This window comes from Desulfosporosinus youngiae DSM 17734, from assembly GCF_000244895.1.
Taxonomy (GTDB): domain Bacteria; phylum Bacillota; class Desulfitobacteriia; order Desulfitobacteriales; family Desulfitobacteriaceae; genus Desulfosporosinus; species Desulfosporosinus youngiae.
In genome coordinates, this window is the sequence record NZ_CM001441.1 from 1,148,761 (window position 1) to 1,163,919 (window position 15,159).

Annotated in this window: 13 protein-coding genes and 1 other annotated feature; of the genes, 10 read left to right on the forward strand and 3 right to left on the reverse strand. The window is 41.5% G+C overall.

What is annotated here, in order from left to right; all coding sequences use genetic code 11:
* Positions 1 to 149: 149 nt before the first annotated feature.
* Positions 150 to 611: a hypothetical protein gene (locus DESYODRAFT_RS05645; protein WP_007780553.1), complete on the reverse strand. Its 462-nt coding sequence runs from the start codon at positions 609 to 611 to the stop codon at positions 150 to 152.
* Positions 612 to 903: 292 nt separating this feature from the next.
* On the opposite strand from DESYODRAFT_RS05645, the gene DESYODRAFT_RS05650 reads away from it, so the two are divergent.
* The 5 genes from DESYODRAFT_RS05650 (at position 904) to DESYODRAFT_RS05670 (ending at position 6,405) form a co-directional block, all read left to right on the forward strand.
* Positions 904 to 1,818: a phosphate ABC transporter substrate-binding protein gene (locus DESYODRAFT_RS05650; protein ID WP_007780555.1), complete on the forward strand. Its 915-nt coding sequence runs from the start codon at positions 904 to 906 to the stop codon at positions 1,816 to 1,818.
* Positions 1,819 to 2,273: 455 nt separating this feature from the next.
* On the forward strand, positions 2,274 to 3,683 hold the full coding sequence (gene ltrA, locus DESYODRAFT_RS05655) for a group II intron reverse transcriptase/maturase (RefSeq protein WP_007780559.1): 1,410 nt from the start codon (positions 2,274 to 2,276) through the stop codon (positions 3,681 to 3,683).
* A gap of 127 nt (positions 3,684 to 3,810) precedes the next feature.
* Positions 3,811 to 4,686, forward strand: a complete 876-nt coding sequence (pstC, locus tag DESYODRAFT_RS05660) for a phosphate ABC transporter permease subunit PstC (RefSeq protein WP_007780561.1) — start codon at positions 3,811 to 3,813, stop codon at positions 4,684 to 4,686.
* A gap of 139 nt (positions 4,687 to 4,825) precedes the next feature.
* Positions 4,826 to 5,659 (forward strand): PstA family ABC transporter permease, encoded by an 834-nt coding sequence (locus tag DESYODRAFT_RS05665; RefSeq protein ID WP_007780563.1) that lies wholly within the window; start codon positions 4,826 to 4,828, stop codon positions 5,657 to 5,659.
* Complete coding sequence (locus DESYODRAFT_RS05670) at positions 5,656 to 6,405, forward strand: phosphate ABC transporter ATP-binding protein (RefSeq protein ID WP_007780567.1); 750 nt, start codon at positions 5,656 to 5,658, stop codon at positions 6,403 to 6,405. Before DESYODRAFT_RS05665 ends, DESYODRAFT_RS05670 begins: the two co-directional genes overlap by 4 nt.
* A 15-nt stretch (positions 6,406 to 6,420) precedes the next feature.
* Here the strand turns inward: DESYODRAFT_RS05670 and DESYODRAFT_RS05675 are convergent, their stop codons facing one another.
* Positions 6,421 to 7,200 (reverse strand): SDR family NAD(P)-dependent oxidoreductase, encoded by a 780-nt coding sequence (locus tag DESYODRAFT_RS05675; RefSeq protein WP_007780569.1) that lies wholly within the window; start codon positions 7,198 to 7,200, stop codon positions 6,421 to 6,423.
* Positions 7,201 to 7,485: 285 nt separating this feature from the next.
* Between DESYODRAFT_RS05675 and DESYODRAFT_RS26505 the strand changes: the two genes are divergently transcribed.
* Both DESYODRAFT_RS26505 and DESYODRAFT_RS05685 read left to right on the forward strand, forming a co-directional pair.
* On the forward strand, positions 7,486 to 8,493 hold the full coding sequence (locus tag DESYODRAFT_RS26505; RefSeq protein ID WP_007780571.1) for a rhodanese-like domain-containing protein: 1,008 nt from the start codon (positions 7,486 to 7,488) through the stop codon (positions 8,491 to 8,493).
* Between the two features lie 117 nt (positions 8,494 to 8,610).
* Entirely contained in the window at positions 8,611 to 8,805 is a 195-nt protein-coding gene (locus DESYODRAFT_RS05685) for a hypothetical protein (RefSeq protein ID WP_007780574.1), read from the forward strand.
* A 149-nt stretch (positions 8,806 to 8,954) separates the two neighbouring features.
* On the opposite strand, the gene DESYODRAFT_RS05690 is transcribed toward DESYODRAFT_RS05685, so the two are convergent.
* On the reverse strand, positions 8,955 to 9,419 hold the full coding sequence (locus DESYODRAFT_RS05690) for a CBS domain-containing protein (protein ID WP_007780576.1): 465 nt from the start codon (positions 9,417 to 9,419) through the stop codon (positions 8,955 to 8,957).
* A gap of 737 nt (positions 9,420 to 10,156) precedes the next feature.
* Here DESYODRAFT_RS05690 and DESYODRAFT_RS05695 point away from each other — a divergent pair.
* The 3 genes from DESYODRAFT_RS05695 to DESYODRAFT_RS05705 all read left to right on the forward strand — a co-directional run bounded on the left by DESYODRAFT_RS05695 (position 10,157) and on the right by DESYODRAFT_RS05705 (position 14,715).
* Positions 10,157 to 10,657 (forward strand): CBS domain-containing protein, encoded by a 501-nt coding sequence (locus DESYODRAFT_RS05695; protein WP_007780578.1) that lies wholly within the window; start codon positions 10,157 to 10,159, stop codon positions 10,655 to 10,657.
* A gap of 168 nt (positions 10,658 to 10,825) precedes the next feature.
* Positions 10,826 to 12,757: a coiled-coil domain-containing protein gene (locus DESYODRAFT_RS05700; RefSeq protein ID WP_007780580.1), complete on the forward strand. Its 1,932-nt coding sequence runs from the start codon at positions 10,826 to 10,828 to the stop codon at positions 12,755 to 12,757.
* Positions 12,758 to 13,042: 285 nt separating this feature from the next.
* Positions 13,043 to 13,289, forward strand: a binding site (T-box leader).
* A 49-nt stretch (positions 13,290 to 13,338) separates the two neighbouring features.
* Positions 13,339 to 14,715 (forward strand): TrpB-like pyridoxal phosphate-dependent enzyme, encoded by a 1,377-nt coding sequence (locus tag DESYODRAFT_RS05705; protein WP_007780582.1) that lies wholly within the window; start codon positions 13,339 to 13,341, stop codon positions 14,713 to 14,715.
* Positions 14,716 to 15,159: the final 444 nt, after the last annotated feature.

A 15,159-nucleotide genomic window follows, 5' to 3' on the forward strand; every position in this document is an offset into this window, starting at 1 on the left:
GAAGATGGTAGGTTTTCACTAGAAAAAATTAAAAAAAAATGATCTGGTAGATCATTTTCATACAGCCAAGTTGCGTGGCAATTTCGGCGAAAGTGCATACCTATTCAATTCATGAAGGCGATGAAAATATATCCCACTGTGAATATGACTTAGATCATACTTTTATATTCGTTTTTGTGAAATGCCCAAGCCGAGATTGAACACCAAGCAAGATAAATAAATGGTTGGACATATTTATAGATTCCGATTACTTCATATAGTCCTGATTGTGACATTACCGTACCCACTGAATAATTCAAAGCAACAAAGGCAAGTAGATATGGAACCAAAAAAGACTTTTTTACCGGTAGAAAATAAAAGAAAATCATAAAGTAAAAGGTCCAAGAAATAGGGGTCCAAAATGAAAAAAGCCCGAAAATACTTGTTACACCCATGTTTTTATAGTTAAGATAACCCATTAAATGAAATAAAGTGATAAGCAGTGTATCTCCTATTCCACCAAAAATTAAGCCATAAAGAAAATATTTTTTATACAAGTTTCTTGGAATTAATATTATGGTAGCTAGCCCGATTAAAGCTGCAAAAATAAAATAAAAGGACAGATCAAACATGTAATTCCTTCCTTCTTTTATTCATTTAAGGTAGAGGTTTCCACGATTATAAATTGAATTCAAATGAGCTTCTACTTATTAAGCTTATAATGCGCTGGCTAATTTCAGATTATACGAAAAAGGACAAAAGACCAGTGATATAGTGAGATCAAGAAAGAATAAAGTTATAAACATAATAAAAATACATATTATTACATCATTAAAAAGTTATATTGTACATATTCACAAACTAATCATATAATTTCCTTACGATGAATTATATGGATATGTAGTTAGAATTAGGGGGAGAGAAATGAATAAGAGAATTTTGACAGCACTACTTTTGGCCGCAGCCCTGGTTGTTAGTTTAGTTGGATGTTCCAGCCAAACGGGAGGTTCAAAACCTGTTGAGGATGCAAAGACTCAATTCAAATCAGAAATGAAGTTTTATGGTTCCACAACGTTAGCTCCTGTCATATCGCAATTGTCGACAAGCTTTAATGAGCACTATGTGACTTGGGATAAAGTTGATAGCAAATTTGATAAAAAGGATATCGCAATCTATGTATCCGGAGCTGGCTCCAGTGCAGGTGTTAAATCAATCATTGATGGTGTTAGTGATTTTGGTATGGTTTCCAGAAAGGTAACAGATGAAGAAAAAGCCAAAATTGAAGGGTATCAGGAATTCAAGCTAGGTATGGATGCCTTAACTATTTCCGTGAACCCTAAGAATCAGCTTACAAAACTAAAAGACTCACTAACGACGGAAGAGATAAAGAAAATTTTCGCTGGAGAATTTAAGACTTGGAATGATGTTGATCCTTCTTTACCAAAAACAGAAATTGTTGTTGTAACTCGTGATATCGGGGGTGGTGCTCATGAGGTTTTTCAAAAAGCGATTATGGGAGACACCAAGGTTCGTGCGGATGTGATTCAAGCCCCATCTATGGGAGCATTGGTCACAAAAATTATCGAGAATGAAAATGCAATAGGCTATGCTTCCTATGGTATGGTCAATCAAAATAAAGGGAAACTTGTTCCCTTTAAAGTTGATGGGATAGAGTCAACGTCAGAGAATATTTTAAATGGAACCTACAAAGTATCCCGGCCTCTGATTGTACTTAGAAAAGGAGATATGTTGCCTCAAGAAAAAGCGTTTATGGACTATGTTGTCTCAGACGAAGGAATGGATGTAATCGAGAAATTAGGATTTGTTCCAAATAAATAGACCTAGATAATATCTATAAATTCAGAGGTTACTCAGCCTCTGGATTTTTTGTAGTGCGCCACGCATGACGATTAACTTGACGGTGAAAGTCCGTTATGGGGGTATGTAGCGACCAACCATTAGCTTAAGGCAAGGGTGTCCATCGCAAGGTGGAATCTGAAGGAAGCCTACGGCAAAGTTCTGCCCCGAGGAATACGAACAGTATAAGGCGCAAAACGTGGGGTAAGACTGCTACACAAGTCAAAGCCCAAAAGCTACACGGACACGTTAGCGTAGATATTGCGGGTACATGGAATGAAAGTGAATCGTCTTACCGTGGGAGGCCTCACGGACGGGTGGAAACAGAGTAAGAAACCCGGTTGAAACAAGATTTATCGTGAGGAGTCAGCCGAAGCCATAGTACAGAGGTGTTCTAGACACCGACGGAAGGGCTGAACCAAAGGAGGTGTGGGTCAATGAAAGTTACTGAAAGTGGCAACCTAAAACACAGACAACTTCGAAAAGGAGACTATTTGCAAAGGGTATCTGCGGAACAGAAAGAGTATGCAGAAGTGTGTGCGCCCCCAAAGATGACTGAAACCGACAACACCAACACAAATGAGCAGACAGAAGGTTTGCTTGAGCAAATCCTTAGCACCGAGAATCTAAACCAGGCCTATAGGCAGGTTAAAAGAAACAAAGGCGCAGGTGGGATTGATGGTATGCAGGTAGATGAACTTCTACCCTTCCTAAAAGAACACAAGGAGGAACTCTTGCAATCCCTCCGGGACGGTCAATACCGTCCAAAACCCGTACGAAGGGTAGAAGTACCTAAAGAGAACGGAAAGACTAGAAAACTAGGAATACCCACCGTTTTGGACAGGCTAATCCAACAAGCGATAACTCAGGCTCTAAGTCCCATATTCGAGAAACAGTTCTCAGACAATAGCTTTGGATTCCGACCGAACCGCAGTGCACACGGTGCACTAAGAAGATGCCAAACCTATATTACAGCAGGTTACAGATATGTAGCCGATATGGACTTGGAGAAGTATTTCGATACGGTAAACCAAAGCAAGCTGATTCAGATTTTGTCGGAGACGATAAAAGATGGCCGGGTCATATCCCTGATTCACAAATTCCTGAAAGCAGGAGTTATGACCAACGGGATGTTTGAAGAAAGTCCAGAGGGTGTGCCACAGGGAGGCCCCCTAAGTCCGTTACTTGGCAACATAATGCTTAACGAGTGCGACCACGAGTTGATAAAGCGAGGACACCACTTTGTACGGTATGCAGATGATATGATGATTTTCTGCAAAAGTAAGAAGGCGGCAAAACGAACCATTGATCACATTCTCCCCTATATCGAAGGAAAACTGTTTCTAAAGGTAAATAGGGAGAAAACGAAGGTTGCTCATGTAAACTATGTCAAGTTTTTAGGATATAGCTTCTATATTTACAGGGGAGAAGGGCGCCTGAGAATCCATCCTAAGAGCATCCAGAAGCTTAAGGACAAAATCCGGGAAGTTACTGGGCGTAGCAATGGGATGGGAATCGAAGAGCGCAGAACTAAGCTCAATCAAGTGGTACGAGGCTGGACAAATTACTTCAAACCGGCAGATGCTAAGAAGCTACTCAAGGAACTGGATGAATGGATGAGAAGTCGTATACGAATGGTAACTTGGAAGCGATGGAAGAAAATCCGAACTCGGTTTAAAAACCTGAAGAAAGCAGGTATTAGCAAGGAACAAGCTTGGATGTGGGCAAATACAAGAAAAGGCTATTGGCGAACTGCCCATAGCCCTATTCTGACGAGAGCACTATCCAACGAGCGGTTTAAGCAAGTCGGATATCTTAGTTTTAGTGAATATTACTCTGCGAAATAACGTGTAAACTTTGGAAGCGCCGTATACCGAACGGTACGTACGGTGCTGTGGGAGGTCGGCTGATCAAATAATGATCAGCCTCCTACCCGATCCAGAAATCCTATCGGTGTTTTTCATGAGGTGTTTTATGAATCAAGCATTTGAAAAGTTATTTATTATTTTCAGCATAATCTTTACGGTGATCTCCGTTGGCTTGCTTTTCCTAGCGATTATTTTTATTACCAAGGAAAGCATGCTAATTTTTCGAGACATTAATTTCTTTGAATTTATAAGTGGGCTAACCTGGAACCCCTTAGCCGGTGAACCAGTGGCTGTTGGAATTCTTCCTATGATTTTAGCGACCTTGTATGTCTCAATGGTTGCAGTGTTAATCTCTCTGCCGATTGGAATTGGCTGTGCCCTAGAATTAGCTGTCCTTGAAAACGAAAGGCTAAAAAGCGTTCTAACTTCAATTTTAGGGGTGTTAGCGGGAATACCTTCAGTTATTTTTGGCTTCGTCGGCCTCTTGGTTGTGGTGAAATTTCTTGAGAAAAGGTTCATGCTTGCCGCTGGTGAATCCATCCTTAGCGGTGGAATTGTCCTGGCAGTAATGGTTTTACCGTATATAGTTTCATCTGCCACAGAAACCATGGAAAAATCGTATAAGAAATATAAGGAAATGTCTTTAAGCTTGGGTGTTTCAAAAAGTTATATGTTAAGAACTTTAATTTTGCCAAATGCCAAAGGTGCAATTTTAACCTCGATGATCTTAGCCTTTTCCAGGGCGATGGGTGAAACGATGGCGGTGATGATGGTTATCGGAAATTCACCGATTCTTCCGAAACTGCTGGGGAAAGGTGAGACTATTCCAGCGCTCATCGCTTTGGAAATAGGGACGGCTGGTCTCGGCAGTTTACATTATCACGCTCTTTTTACGGCAGGTTTTGTACTGATGATGTTCCTCATGTTCCTAAATGCTCTGTTCTATCTAATTAAGAAGAACATGATTGAGAATCTCGAATGAGGTCGTTAATTGCCGGCTTGCACATTGAACTAAAAGCGGGTTGATATATACGCCGGCTCGTGAAACGCGGACGGATTTCTTTTTACCGGCGCTTTCAAATTTTTGTATCTTGAGCACAGCGAAAGGAATAGAGCTTAATATGAATAAAACCGATTTCTTCATGAGGTGTTGGACTGTCTTAAGCGCCATTATCTCTATAAGCCTATTAATTTTTTTAATGAGTTTCGTTTTTATAAAAGCCCAAGGAGCCATAAACCTCAATTTTATTCTGGAAAAACCTGCGGGTTTTCCGGTGGGTTCTGCAGGAGGTATCTGGCCGGCCATAGCAGGCAGTCTGCTGGTTACGTTGATTGCCAGTCTCTTTGCCACGATCCTGGCCTTTTTTGCGGCAGTCTATGTCGTTTTTTATTGTAAGAATGATAGGATTAAGCTGGTCGTTAACCTGATTATTCAATGTATTGCCGGTATTCCTTCCATAGTATTGGGGCTCTTCGGTTATGCCTTTTTAGTCATTAAGCTAAAGCTTGGATTATCGATCCTTGCCTCTGGTCTAACTCTAGCTATTATGATTTTCCCTTTTATTCAAATCAGGCTGCAAAAACTATTTCTAGAAACCGACAAACAGCTGCTGGAAGCGTCGGCCTCTTTAGGAATCAACCCATCGTATACTATCATTAATTTGTTATTGCCTATGTATAGAAAACAGATTCTTTCGATCATCACCCTGGCTTCAGGTTTTGCGATGGGAGCCGCTGCTCCGGTTATGCTCACAGGATGCATGATGAATGCACCTGTGCCAGAGTCCCTAGCCTCGCCGTTCATGTCCTTGCCATATCACCTTTATGTTTTAATGGGGCAAGGAATCTCCTTAGAAAACGCTTATGGTACTGCTTTCGTTTTGATGGCTTTAGTTCTAATCCTTAATTTATTAGCAGCAGTACCCACTATAATAGGAATGAGAGGAAAGCGATGAAACCTCATCTAATGCTTAAGGATTTGAGTGTCGCAATCGGGGATACGGGGATACTGAAGAAGGTTAATCTGGCCATTCCTCAAAATAAAATCTTAGCGATCATCGGGCCATCCGGTTGTGGGAAGACAACCTTGCTTAGAACTCTAAATAGACTTATTGTGGAAGAAAAGCAGGCGAGAGTATCTGGTGAGGTCCTCTTTAAGGGGAAGTGTATTGATCAGATACCTTTAGCAAAATTAAGGACGGAAATTGGCCTGGTTTTTCAACACCCCACGCCTTTTCCAATGTCGATTTATAATAATCTGGCCTATGCTCTGAAATACCATGGCGTAAGAGGCAAGAGCAACTTAGATAGAATTATCGAAGCTAAGTTAAGACTATGTGGACTTTATGAGGAAGTAAAGGATCATTTAACGATGTCTGCTTTAAAGCTTTCCGGTGGACAGCAACAAAGACTCAGTATCGCTCGCTCCCTATGTGTTGAACCTGAGGTCTTATTGATGGATGAACCATGTTCATCCCTTGATATCCATAATACTAAAATAATTGAGGACCTGATCGTGAAACTTTCCCGGCAGTATACAATCGTCATTGTTACTCATAATTTACAGCAAGCTAGAAGAATCGCCGACTCCACTGCCTTTTTTCTAGGAGGAAAGCTGATAGAGATGAACACCACAAAGGCGTTTTTCACAAACCCTCAGGAAGAAGAAACGAATCAATACCTGCAAGGATTATTTGGATAGATGCCTTGCGTAACCTCAGATTTTGGAAAATTCAACGGCGGTTATTCTTTCAGCCGTTAGACCATCAGACTTGCTGGAAGCTAAGAAAATAATGGGTTCTACCATAACCTTTGGGCGCAGCAGAGGGGATTTAAGCTGGCGTTTAAGCTCGACCGGAATCATACCGGTGTCTGTCAATCCCCCGGGAAGCAGCATATTGACCGTGATTCCATATGGGCGGAGGTCCTCTGCCATTATGTATGACAAAGACTCAGCTCCGGCACGAGAAGGTCCATAGGGTACAAAGCCTTTGCACCTCATGTCTTCATGATCCGTTGTAATGTTAATAATTTTTCCATGCCCCTGCTCAATCATAAGTGGGGTAAATCCACGGGCCACCAGAAAATAGCCCGTGAGATTTGTGTCAATCATATTTCGGAATTCGTCAGGGGTAATCCGGAAAAATGGTTGTGGTTCTACCAGGAATCGCTTATTTACAGTTTGCATACCAATTCCGGCGTTATTGACCAAAACATCAAGCTTCCCCCATATTCTTTGTACCCATTTAACGGCCTCTGCAATCGATGTTTCCGAGCGAACATCTATAGGCAATCCGTATGCATCCAAACCAGAGGATTTAAGTCGGGTAACTTGATTATCCAATTTCACTCCCGGTCTTGAAGCCAAAGCCACCGTAGCCCCCACACGAAGAAGACCTTCAGCCATCGCAAGCCCAATGCCGCTTGAGGCACCAGTCACAACTATATGGATTCCCGATAAATCAGTATTGGAATTTGAAGTAGTTGTTTCAGACATCTTAACCTCCTGAAAATCGTATTAAGTGTGAAAGAACATTGAGTAATTTCAATGTTAACGTTCTATAATTCCCGCTTGAAGCTTCAAAAATACCCCCATGCTTTTTTATAAGAACTTCTAGAATAGTTTTTTTTTGGAAAACTTGTAGGTCACTTAGAATTCTTCTTGAGTTTTTCGAAATCCTGTCTGCTTCTATTGGGGTGACAGAATTTCTGATATATGTGATAATGGGAAAAAGGTGCTTAAGTAAAATGCTACTATAATAAAGTTAAGGAGAAAGTTAATTTGAAAAGAATCCTGTATTTATTTACCGTTGTAATATTGGTATGCTTACTAAGCCTATCAGGCTGTTCACCACTTCAATCTGAATCTGACGAGAAGCCCATCTATCAGACTATCTCCAGTGAAAATGCGAAGAAACGTTTAGATAGTGAAAAAGGAATCATTTTGCTGGATGTAAGGTCTGAGGCGGAATATGCTGAAAAACATATCCCTGGAAGTTTATTAATTCCAGTTGAGGCTATCGAGACACAGGCTGCCGAGAAGCTTAAGGACAAAGATGCCACCATATTCGTTTATTGTCGAAGCGGAAATCGAAGTGTGATTGCCGCTCAAGCACTTGCAAACATGAACTATACCGATGTCTACAATTTAGGGGGGATCAATAGCTGGCCTTATGCAACGGAAGCAACACCCCTTTCAACTCATTCGGCGGAAGTAACACTAACGAGTGAACCACAAAAAGCTGAACCTGAAGAAGAAGTAAAGTCTGTAGAACAAACAAATAGGGATGAGATGCAGCCATCTCCTAAAAAAGCGACTGAGTCCCCAAGTCCTGTATCCGCTCCAGAACCAACTCCTAAACAAACTCCGGCCCCCGCTCCCTTGCCAACGCCCGAACCGAACCCCCAGATAAATGCCGAAAAGCAAAAAATGTTGGATTTGATCAACGCTGAACGGGCTAAAATAGGAGCGGCACCATTAAGTGCAGATATAAAGGTCATGGAAGTTGCTCAAGTTAAATCAGGTGATATGGTCAAAAATAATTACTTTTCTCACGATTCTCCAAGTTATGGATCTCCTTTTGATATGCTGAAGAAATTCGGTGTCACGTTTCAGGGAGCCGCTGAAAACATTGCATTAAACTCTTCTATTGAAGCCGCGCATGCTGCATTAATGAAGTCAGAAGGGCATCGAATAAATATACTAAACCCGAGCTACATCTATATAGGAATTGGGATTTCAGACAGTCCAAAAGGAAAAGTTGTTGCGCAAATGTTTGTAAAAAAATAGGCATGACTCCGCACCAACATTCATTAGTTATTCGTATATGGTATACTCATATATATTATGGGATTGCTTGCGGATCACCAAGGGGATCGAGGCTTGAAGGAGGAAACAAGCTAGAAAATGATTAAAGTATATAGTAATTATGTTGCATGCGACACTCGCGAGGAAGCCCTGGAGGCTCAGGTGATTATAGTTAATGCAATGGCTCATATCCCTATGATTTGTGAAGAGCGTGATATGTTTTTAATCGAGCACGAACTTGGTGAGTCTGAAATGCAGGAATTGCTAAAACAAAGGGGTTTAGAAAGCAAGTAAGGATCGTCTATAGAAAAAAACAAGGCCGCCTAAAATTAGGCGGCCTCTAAGTCATTCTGTGATCTTTTTATTGGACCTCGCATAGGCTCAGTTGCTATTAATCATCTTAAGTGATCACTTTCTAAACACACAAAAGAAGCGAACTAAAACTAATAGGAAAAGATCTCATCCGGGATACGATCCTTAATAGTGGCTGTCGTATAGTAGCGGGGGGGATTTAAGATGGCTAAACAATACCTAATAATTTCGCTGCGACGGACAATACCAATAAATATTCCTTTGTCATCTACGACAGAAACGAAGTTCTGTTCGGCAGCATAGGAGAAGAGATCCTCCATTTGGGCATCTACCTGAACCGGATTATGGGAGGTATGCCTTTCTATTTCAGAGAGGGGTATTTTTTTGGTATTCATAAATGTTAAACCAGGTGTGTTTTTCATTTTCCAAAGGAGATCACCTTCAGTCAAAACTCCCACATATTTACCTTCATTATCGATAATAGGGACAGAAGTATAGCGATGGAATTTCATCCGTTCCATTGCCTGCCTCATGGTTGAATTGATGTTTAAGTAAATGACATCTTTTTTGGGTAAGAGGAAAAATGCGATGTTCATTTGTTTAAACCTCCAATCGGCGAATTTCTTCAATTTTGTTAAAGGTACATAAAAGTGTGGAAAAGTATGGATATTTCCTTAATCAGCTAGAGAGCTTGATGAACACTCTAGCAGAGAATCCGCTAGTGTATAAATGCTTGTAATGATGTTCACAAGCTAATGATAGCATTTTTATGAGCATAAATCCATAGCTAAATAGCATGATCACAATTAAATTATTATATGAATAAAGCGGGTGAAGTAAATAAAATTGTACGTAATATTGAAGAACATGCCTTGATTCAAGTGTTATTATAAATATTATTATGAGCATGATCGTCCGAAGACAAGCAGGTAGTTTGCTGATAATATCTATATGGTAAAAGACTGGGACCATTTCTTAATCGAATGCTCATCATAATTATGATCTAAGCAAGAATCCTGTCGTATTGAGGTATAAGCGTTTGAAGAGTTCTTAAATTTCATAGAGAATAAATTAGAAGGTTATGCCTGCCGCCGCTTTATAGATTTAAGCGGCGGTTTATTTTTAGACCGGACCTTCATTTATGTTTTAAATGGATGCATATAATCCAATTATTATTGCCATACGTCACAAAACGCCTGCAGCCGAATATAAATGACATATGTCAATAGGTTGTTTGGGGGTTGTTAATAATGTCATAAATATGCATTTATAACCCCTATTCTGTAAGCTTCTATAGTATGAATCCAAAGAATCAGAAAAGGAGGGACTTATTATGCCAGATAAAAAAAGGGTTAAAGAGTTAATGGTTCCAGTTTCACCTTCATCTGAGTACCCAGTAGTCTATAATACTGACACCTTAAGAGATGCCATAAAGGTTCTAAAGAATCGTACGGGTGAGTGTAAAGAACATCGGTCCATTATCGTCCTAAAACAAGAAGGAACGGAAGTAAAACTTGCAGGTATATTAACTGTTCGGGATATACTTAATGCAATAAAAGGAAAAACTATAAATAGTGATAACAACGAGAATTTTCCAGTATCGTGGTCTGGGTTTTATCATAAAAGTTCTTTAGGTTATAGCGTTAGTACTAAGGTTGCAGATGCAATACGCCCGCTAGTAACAGAGTTTGTTCACTCAGAGCAAAACGTCTCTGATGCGATCCGTATAATGATGACGAAAAAGATTAATATACTACCCGTATTTGAAGGGGGTAAGCCGATAGGAATTATCCGGGCTATTGACATCCTATATTATATTGAGGAGTGTCTGTAAATTTAAGGAACCTAAAAGGGATGAATGCGCTCACCGTTTGCCGTTACTTATTAAATTATAGGTAACGGTTTTTGACAATGGAATTAATCTATTCCAAAATATTCGTGGACTCATTCCCAAGTGGCAAGCATAGGTTAGTTACAAGATATTAACCGGAGGTGGATTATCTTGGAGACCTATTTTCATGATGAACCTCGAATTAGAGAATGGATTAATCAGATCATTGAAAACATTTTTACGGTCTGCATTTTAACAGGGGTAGATTCGGATCAAGAATTTCAAAAGGGTTGTCAAATTGTCATGAGGCTCATATCTTCATTAGAGAATATTTCAACTCTTTCACCGGAATTTTTAGAAAATGAAGTTAAGAGACTCCTGGAACAACAACTACCTGATGCTCGTGTCATCAAAAACTTTCCGACATTCGGAGATGTCATGGATAGAATGATACGAGAAGGAATAATGAAAGCAAACGATTCCCAAAAGAATGAAGTTAACTTAGACGGTGTTGCTGATTCTATACTTCCTGATGGTGCGGAACTTCAAGTAGCTTGCATAGATTTGGAGCCTACGGACGCCCGGGCGCTGGCGGAGGCCCAAGTGCAGATAGAAAGCCAGAGAGAGGAAGAGAGGAAGCTGACCGAGGCATTAACCCAAATGGAAGAACAAGCGAAAGCGGACGCCCGGGCACTGGCGGAGGCCCAAGCGCAGATAGAAAGGCAGAGAGAAGAAGAGAGGAAACTAACTGAGGCATTAGCCCAAATGGAAGAACAAGCGAAAGCGGACGCCCGGGTACTAGAGGAGGCTCAAGCGCAGATAAAAAGGGAGAGAGAGGAAGAGAAGAAACTAACCGAGGCATTAGCTCAAGTGGAAGAACAAGCGAAAGCGGACGCCCGGGCGCTGGCGGAGGCCCAAGCGCAGATAGAAAGGCAGAGAGAGGAAGAGAGGAGACTGACCGAGGCATTAACCCAAATGGAAGAACAAGCGAAAGCGGACGCCCGAGCGCTGGCGGAGGCCCAAGTGCAGATAGAAAGCCAGAGAGAGGAAGAGAGGAAGCTGACCGAGGCATTAACCCAAATGGAAGAACAAGCGAAAGCGGACGCTCGGGCGCTGGCGGAGGCCCAAGCGCAGATAGAAAGGCAGAGAGAAGAAGAGCGGAAGCTGACCGAGGTATTAAGCCAAATGGAAGAACAAGTGAAAGAGGATGCCCGGGCATTGGCGGAGGCTCAAGTGCAGATAGAAAGGCAGAGAGAAGAAGAGCGGAAGCTGACCGAAGCATTAGCTCAAGTGGAAGAACAAGCGAAAGCGGACGTTCGGGCGCTGGCGGAGGCCCAAGCGCAGATAGAAAAGCAGAGAGAAGAAGAGTGGAAGCTAACGGAGGCATTAGCTCAAATGGAAGAACAAGCGAAAGCGGACGCCCGGGCGCTTGGGGAGGCCCAAGCGCAGATAGAAAGGCAGAGAGAGGAAGAGAGGAAACTAACGGAGGCATTAGCCCAAATGGAAGAGCAAGCAAAAACAGACGCCCGGGCACTCGCGGAGGCTCTAGCTCAAGCTGAAATTCAAGCGAAAGCAGACGCGGCGGCCATTGCGGATGCACTTGCCCAAGTTGATACGAAGTTAGAGTCCCTTATTAAGATAGAAAGCCATGAACTAGTTAATCTAAAGTTCAGCACGAGCGAAATTGCCAATGCACACGCAGCGATAGCAAAAGATATGTCTAAGGATGGAGGCGTGCCTGAATCTGTTGTACGCAATAAAGTCCCAGCCTTATTAACATCTATAAACTCCAAAATTGCTCAAGTATTCAGCACATCTATTGTTCCTCAACAGGCGGATTTTCTTAAAAAGGTAATAAATACTATGTTCCCTAATAGCACTGTTTATTGGAACAAACAGGTGATGGGCCAGACATTCCTTGCCCAAGTGGAAGATATTTTGATTTACCTCCATAATCCAGAGCATCCCTGTAATCTAAGAAAATTTAATAAGGATGGATGGAAGGTCTTGGTTTTCAGTAAGGAAGATCTATCGTTTCCGCGCAGATTGGAAAGAGAAATCAGGCAAATTCAACGTTCAAAAAATAGTTCCACTACGGTATGAACATAGTAGTTGCAAATACAATTCAATAACTAAAAGGACTTGTCTTGCAGATTTAGATTCAATCACGGGAGAATATTTGAATTTTGGAAGCAAACAATCAGAAAAGGAGACTCCTGCTCTTTGAAATTTTGCTCATGTCAGCTTTCCTACACTACACACCTATTAAGCAATAATTATTGTTAATGCGAAATTAAACTAATAAATTATGAAATTAGTTAGAAAAATCAGTATAATATATTGACAATTATTTACTTCTAGAATAATATTACTAATAACAATTTCATACCTAAACCATTGATTGAGAATAGTAGCATAGTTGCACGTTGTCTTCAGAGAACCGCTGGGGGTGGAATAGCGGTGGCGATGTTTATGTGAATGGCCTCAAGAGGGTGATGCAGAAATTTAGTTCAAGAGTATGCTAACCGGGATCTTCGCCCGTTATCAAGGAAGCGTGTATGTTAGTACACGGGATGAGAGGCGTTTTGTACGCAATTTAGGTGGTACCGCAGAGATTAAAGTCTTTGTCCTTATTGGACGGAGGCTTTTTTATTTTTTCTAAACAACAGAAAGGGTTGATTATGATGGCAAGGATACCGTACAAAATCTATTTAAGTGAAGATGAGATGCCTAAAAGATGGTACAATCTGAAAGCAGTAATGAAAGAACTGCCGACCCCCTTCATCCATCCGGCGACCTTAAAGCCGTGTACAGCCGAAGATCTTCATCCTGTGTTTTGCAAAGAACTGGTCGATCAAGAATTTAACACCACAGATCAATATATCGATATCCCGGAAGAGATCACCGAGTATTATAAAACCTATCGTCCTTCTCCCTTGGTCAGAGCCTATAGTCTAGAGAAGATGCTTGATACACCGGCTGAGATTTACTATAAGTTCGAAGGAACAAACACCTCAGGCTCCCATAAGCTAAACTCAGCAGCGGCACAGGTCTATTATGCCAAAAAGCAAGGGCTGACCAGTTTGACAACGGAAACAGGTGCCGGACAATGGGGTACCGCTTTGTCAATGGCTTGTGCTTACTTTAATATTCCGCTCAAAGTCTATATGGTGAAGATTTCATCTCAGCAAAAGCCGTATCGGAAAGCGGTCATCGAAACCTATGGCGGCAAAGTAATTCCCTCCCCATCGGATACGACGGAAATCGGCCGTAAGATCCTGGCGGAAAATCCGGGAACAGGCGGTTCCTTAGGTTGTGCAATATCTGAGGCGATGGAAGTCGCTTTGAAAACAGAAAACTGCCGTTATGTCCTGGGCAGTGTGCTTGACCATGTTTTGCTGCATCAATCAATCATTGGAGAAGAGACGCGGATTGCCTGTGAGAAATACGATATTAACCCAGATATTCTCATTGGCTGTGTCGGTGGAGGGTCTAATTTCGGCGGATTGATCGCCCCCTTTGTGGGAGACAAAATTGCCGGTAAAAACAATATGCGGATCATCGCCGTCGAGCCTGCATCCTGCCCGACACTAACCCGTGGAAAATATGCCTTTGACTTTGGCGATACGGGCAAGATGACTCCTCTTATACGGATGTATACCTTGGGTTCCGGTTTTATTCCCTCCCCCAACCATTCCGGCGGACTCCGTTATCACGGCATGAGTCCGATTGTATCTAAACTCTATCACGACGGTTATTTCGAAGCACGTGCGGAGGAGCAATCCAAAATCTTTGATGCAGCAACCATGTTCTCCCGCTCCGAAGGAATCCTCCCGGCACCGGAATCTTCGCACGCTTTGAAGGTGGCCATCGATGAAGCCCTTCGCTGTAAAGAAAGCGGGGAAAAGAAAACCATTCTCTTTGGACTGACCGGTACGGGTTACTTTGATCTGGCGGCTTATATGAGCTACAATGACGGTACCATGACGGATTATATTCCATCCGATACGGACCTGGAAAAAGGGTTTGCCAGCTTGCCGGAGGTCCAAGTTAGGTTTTAAGCTCATCGAAGTTCTGTGCCAAGGGCGTTTCTTTCCGTCCTTAAATTCAAACGATGAGAAATACAGGGGCAATAGGAAGTCGCCTAAAAAGGTGAAGTCCATATCTGCCCCTGTGTTTCTTGTTAGTAATTTAATTTTAAGTTTAAGTTTACAAGGAAAATGACAATTTATGGAGAATGATTTATAGATAGATATTGGGCATATGCCCGACGAACTACAATGCAAACTCGCTTTAACGTTTAGGTCAATCGGGTTTCTTTAGGTTGTCTTAATCATTAATTAAATGATTTTAATCAAGATTTAACATAAAATTCATCAAATATTCACCAAATAGGAAAGAATTAGTAGTACACTTAAGGTTGAGAAATAAATATTAATCTCGGTCAGGGAGAGGAGAGAAGTACGGCTTCCAGCTGTACGAATAAGTGAGACATTTTAATTATT

What these genes read in the sequence shown, in the direction of transcription:
- DESYODRAFT_RS05645 (WP_007780553.1), bottom strand. Translation starts at nt 611, where the DNA reads ATGTTTGATCTGTCCTTTTATTTTATTTTTGCAGCTTTAATCGGGCTA.
- DESYODRAFT_RS05650 (WP_007780555.1), top strand. Translation starts at nt 904, where the DNA reads ATGAATAAGAGAATTTTGACAGCACTACTTTTGGCCGCAGCCCTGGTT.
- ltrA (WP_007780559.1), top strand. Translation starts at nt 2,274, where the DNA reads ATGAAAGTTACTGAAAGTGGCAACCTAAAACACAGACAACTTCGAAAA.
- pstC (WP_007780561.1), top strand. Translation starts at nt 3,811, where the DNA reads ATGAATCAAGCATTTGAAAAGTTATTTATTATTTTCAGCATAATCTTT.
- DESYODRAFT_RS05665 (WP_007780563.1), top strand. Translation starts at nt 4,826, where the DNA reads ATGAATAAAACCGATTTCTTCATGAGGTGTTGGACTGTCTTAAGCGCC.
- DESYODRAFT_RS05670 (WP_007780567.1), top strand. Translation starts at nt 5,656, where the DNA reads ATGAAACCTCATCTAATGCTTAAGGATTTGAGTGTCGCAATCGGGGAT.
- DESYODRAFT_RS05675 (WP_007780569.1), bottom strand. Translation starts at nt 7,200, where the DNA reads ATGTCTGAAACAACTACTTCAAATTCCAATACTGATTTATCGGGAATC.
- DESYODRAFT_RS05685 (WP_007780574.1), top strand. Translation starts at nt 8,611, where the DNA reads ATGATTAAAGTATATAGTAATTATGTTGCATGCGACACTCGCGAGGAA.
- DESYODRAFT_RS05690 (WP_007780576.1), bottom strand. Translation starts at nt 9,419, where the DNA reads ATGAACATCGCATTTTTCCTCTTACCCAAAAAAGATGTCATTTACTTA.
- DESYODRAFT_RS05695 (WP_007780578.1), top strand. Translation starts at nt 10,157, where the DNA reads ATGCCAGATAAAAAAAGGGTTAAAGAGTTAATGGTTCCAGTTTCACCT.
- DESYODRAFT_RS05705 (WP_007780582.1), top strand. Translation starts at nt 13,339, where the DNA reads ATGGCAAGGATACCGTACAAAATCTATTTAAGTGAAGATGAGATGCCT.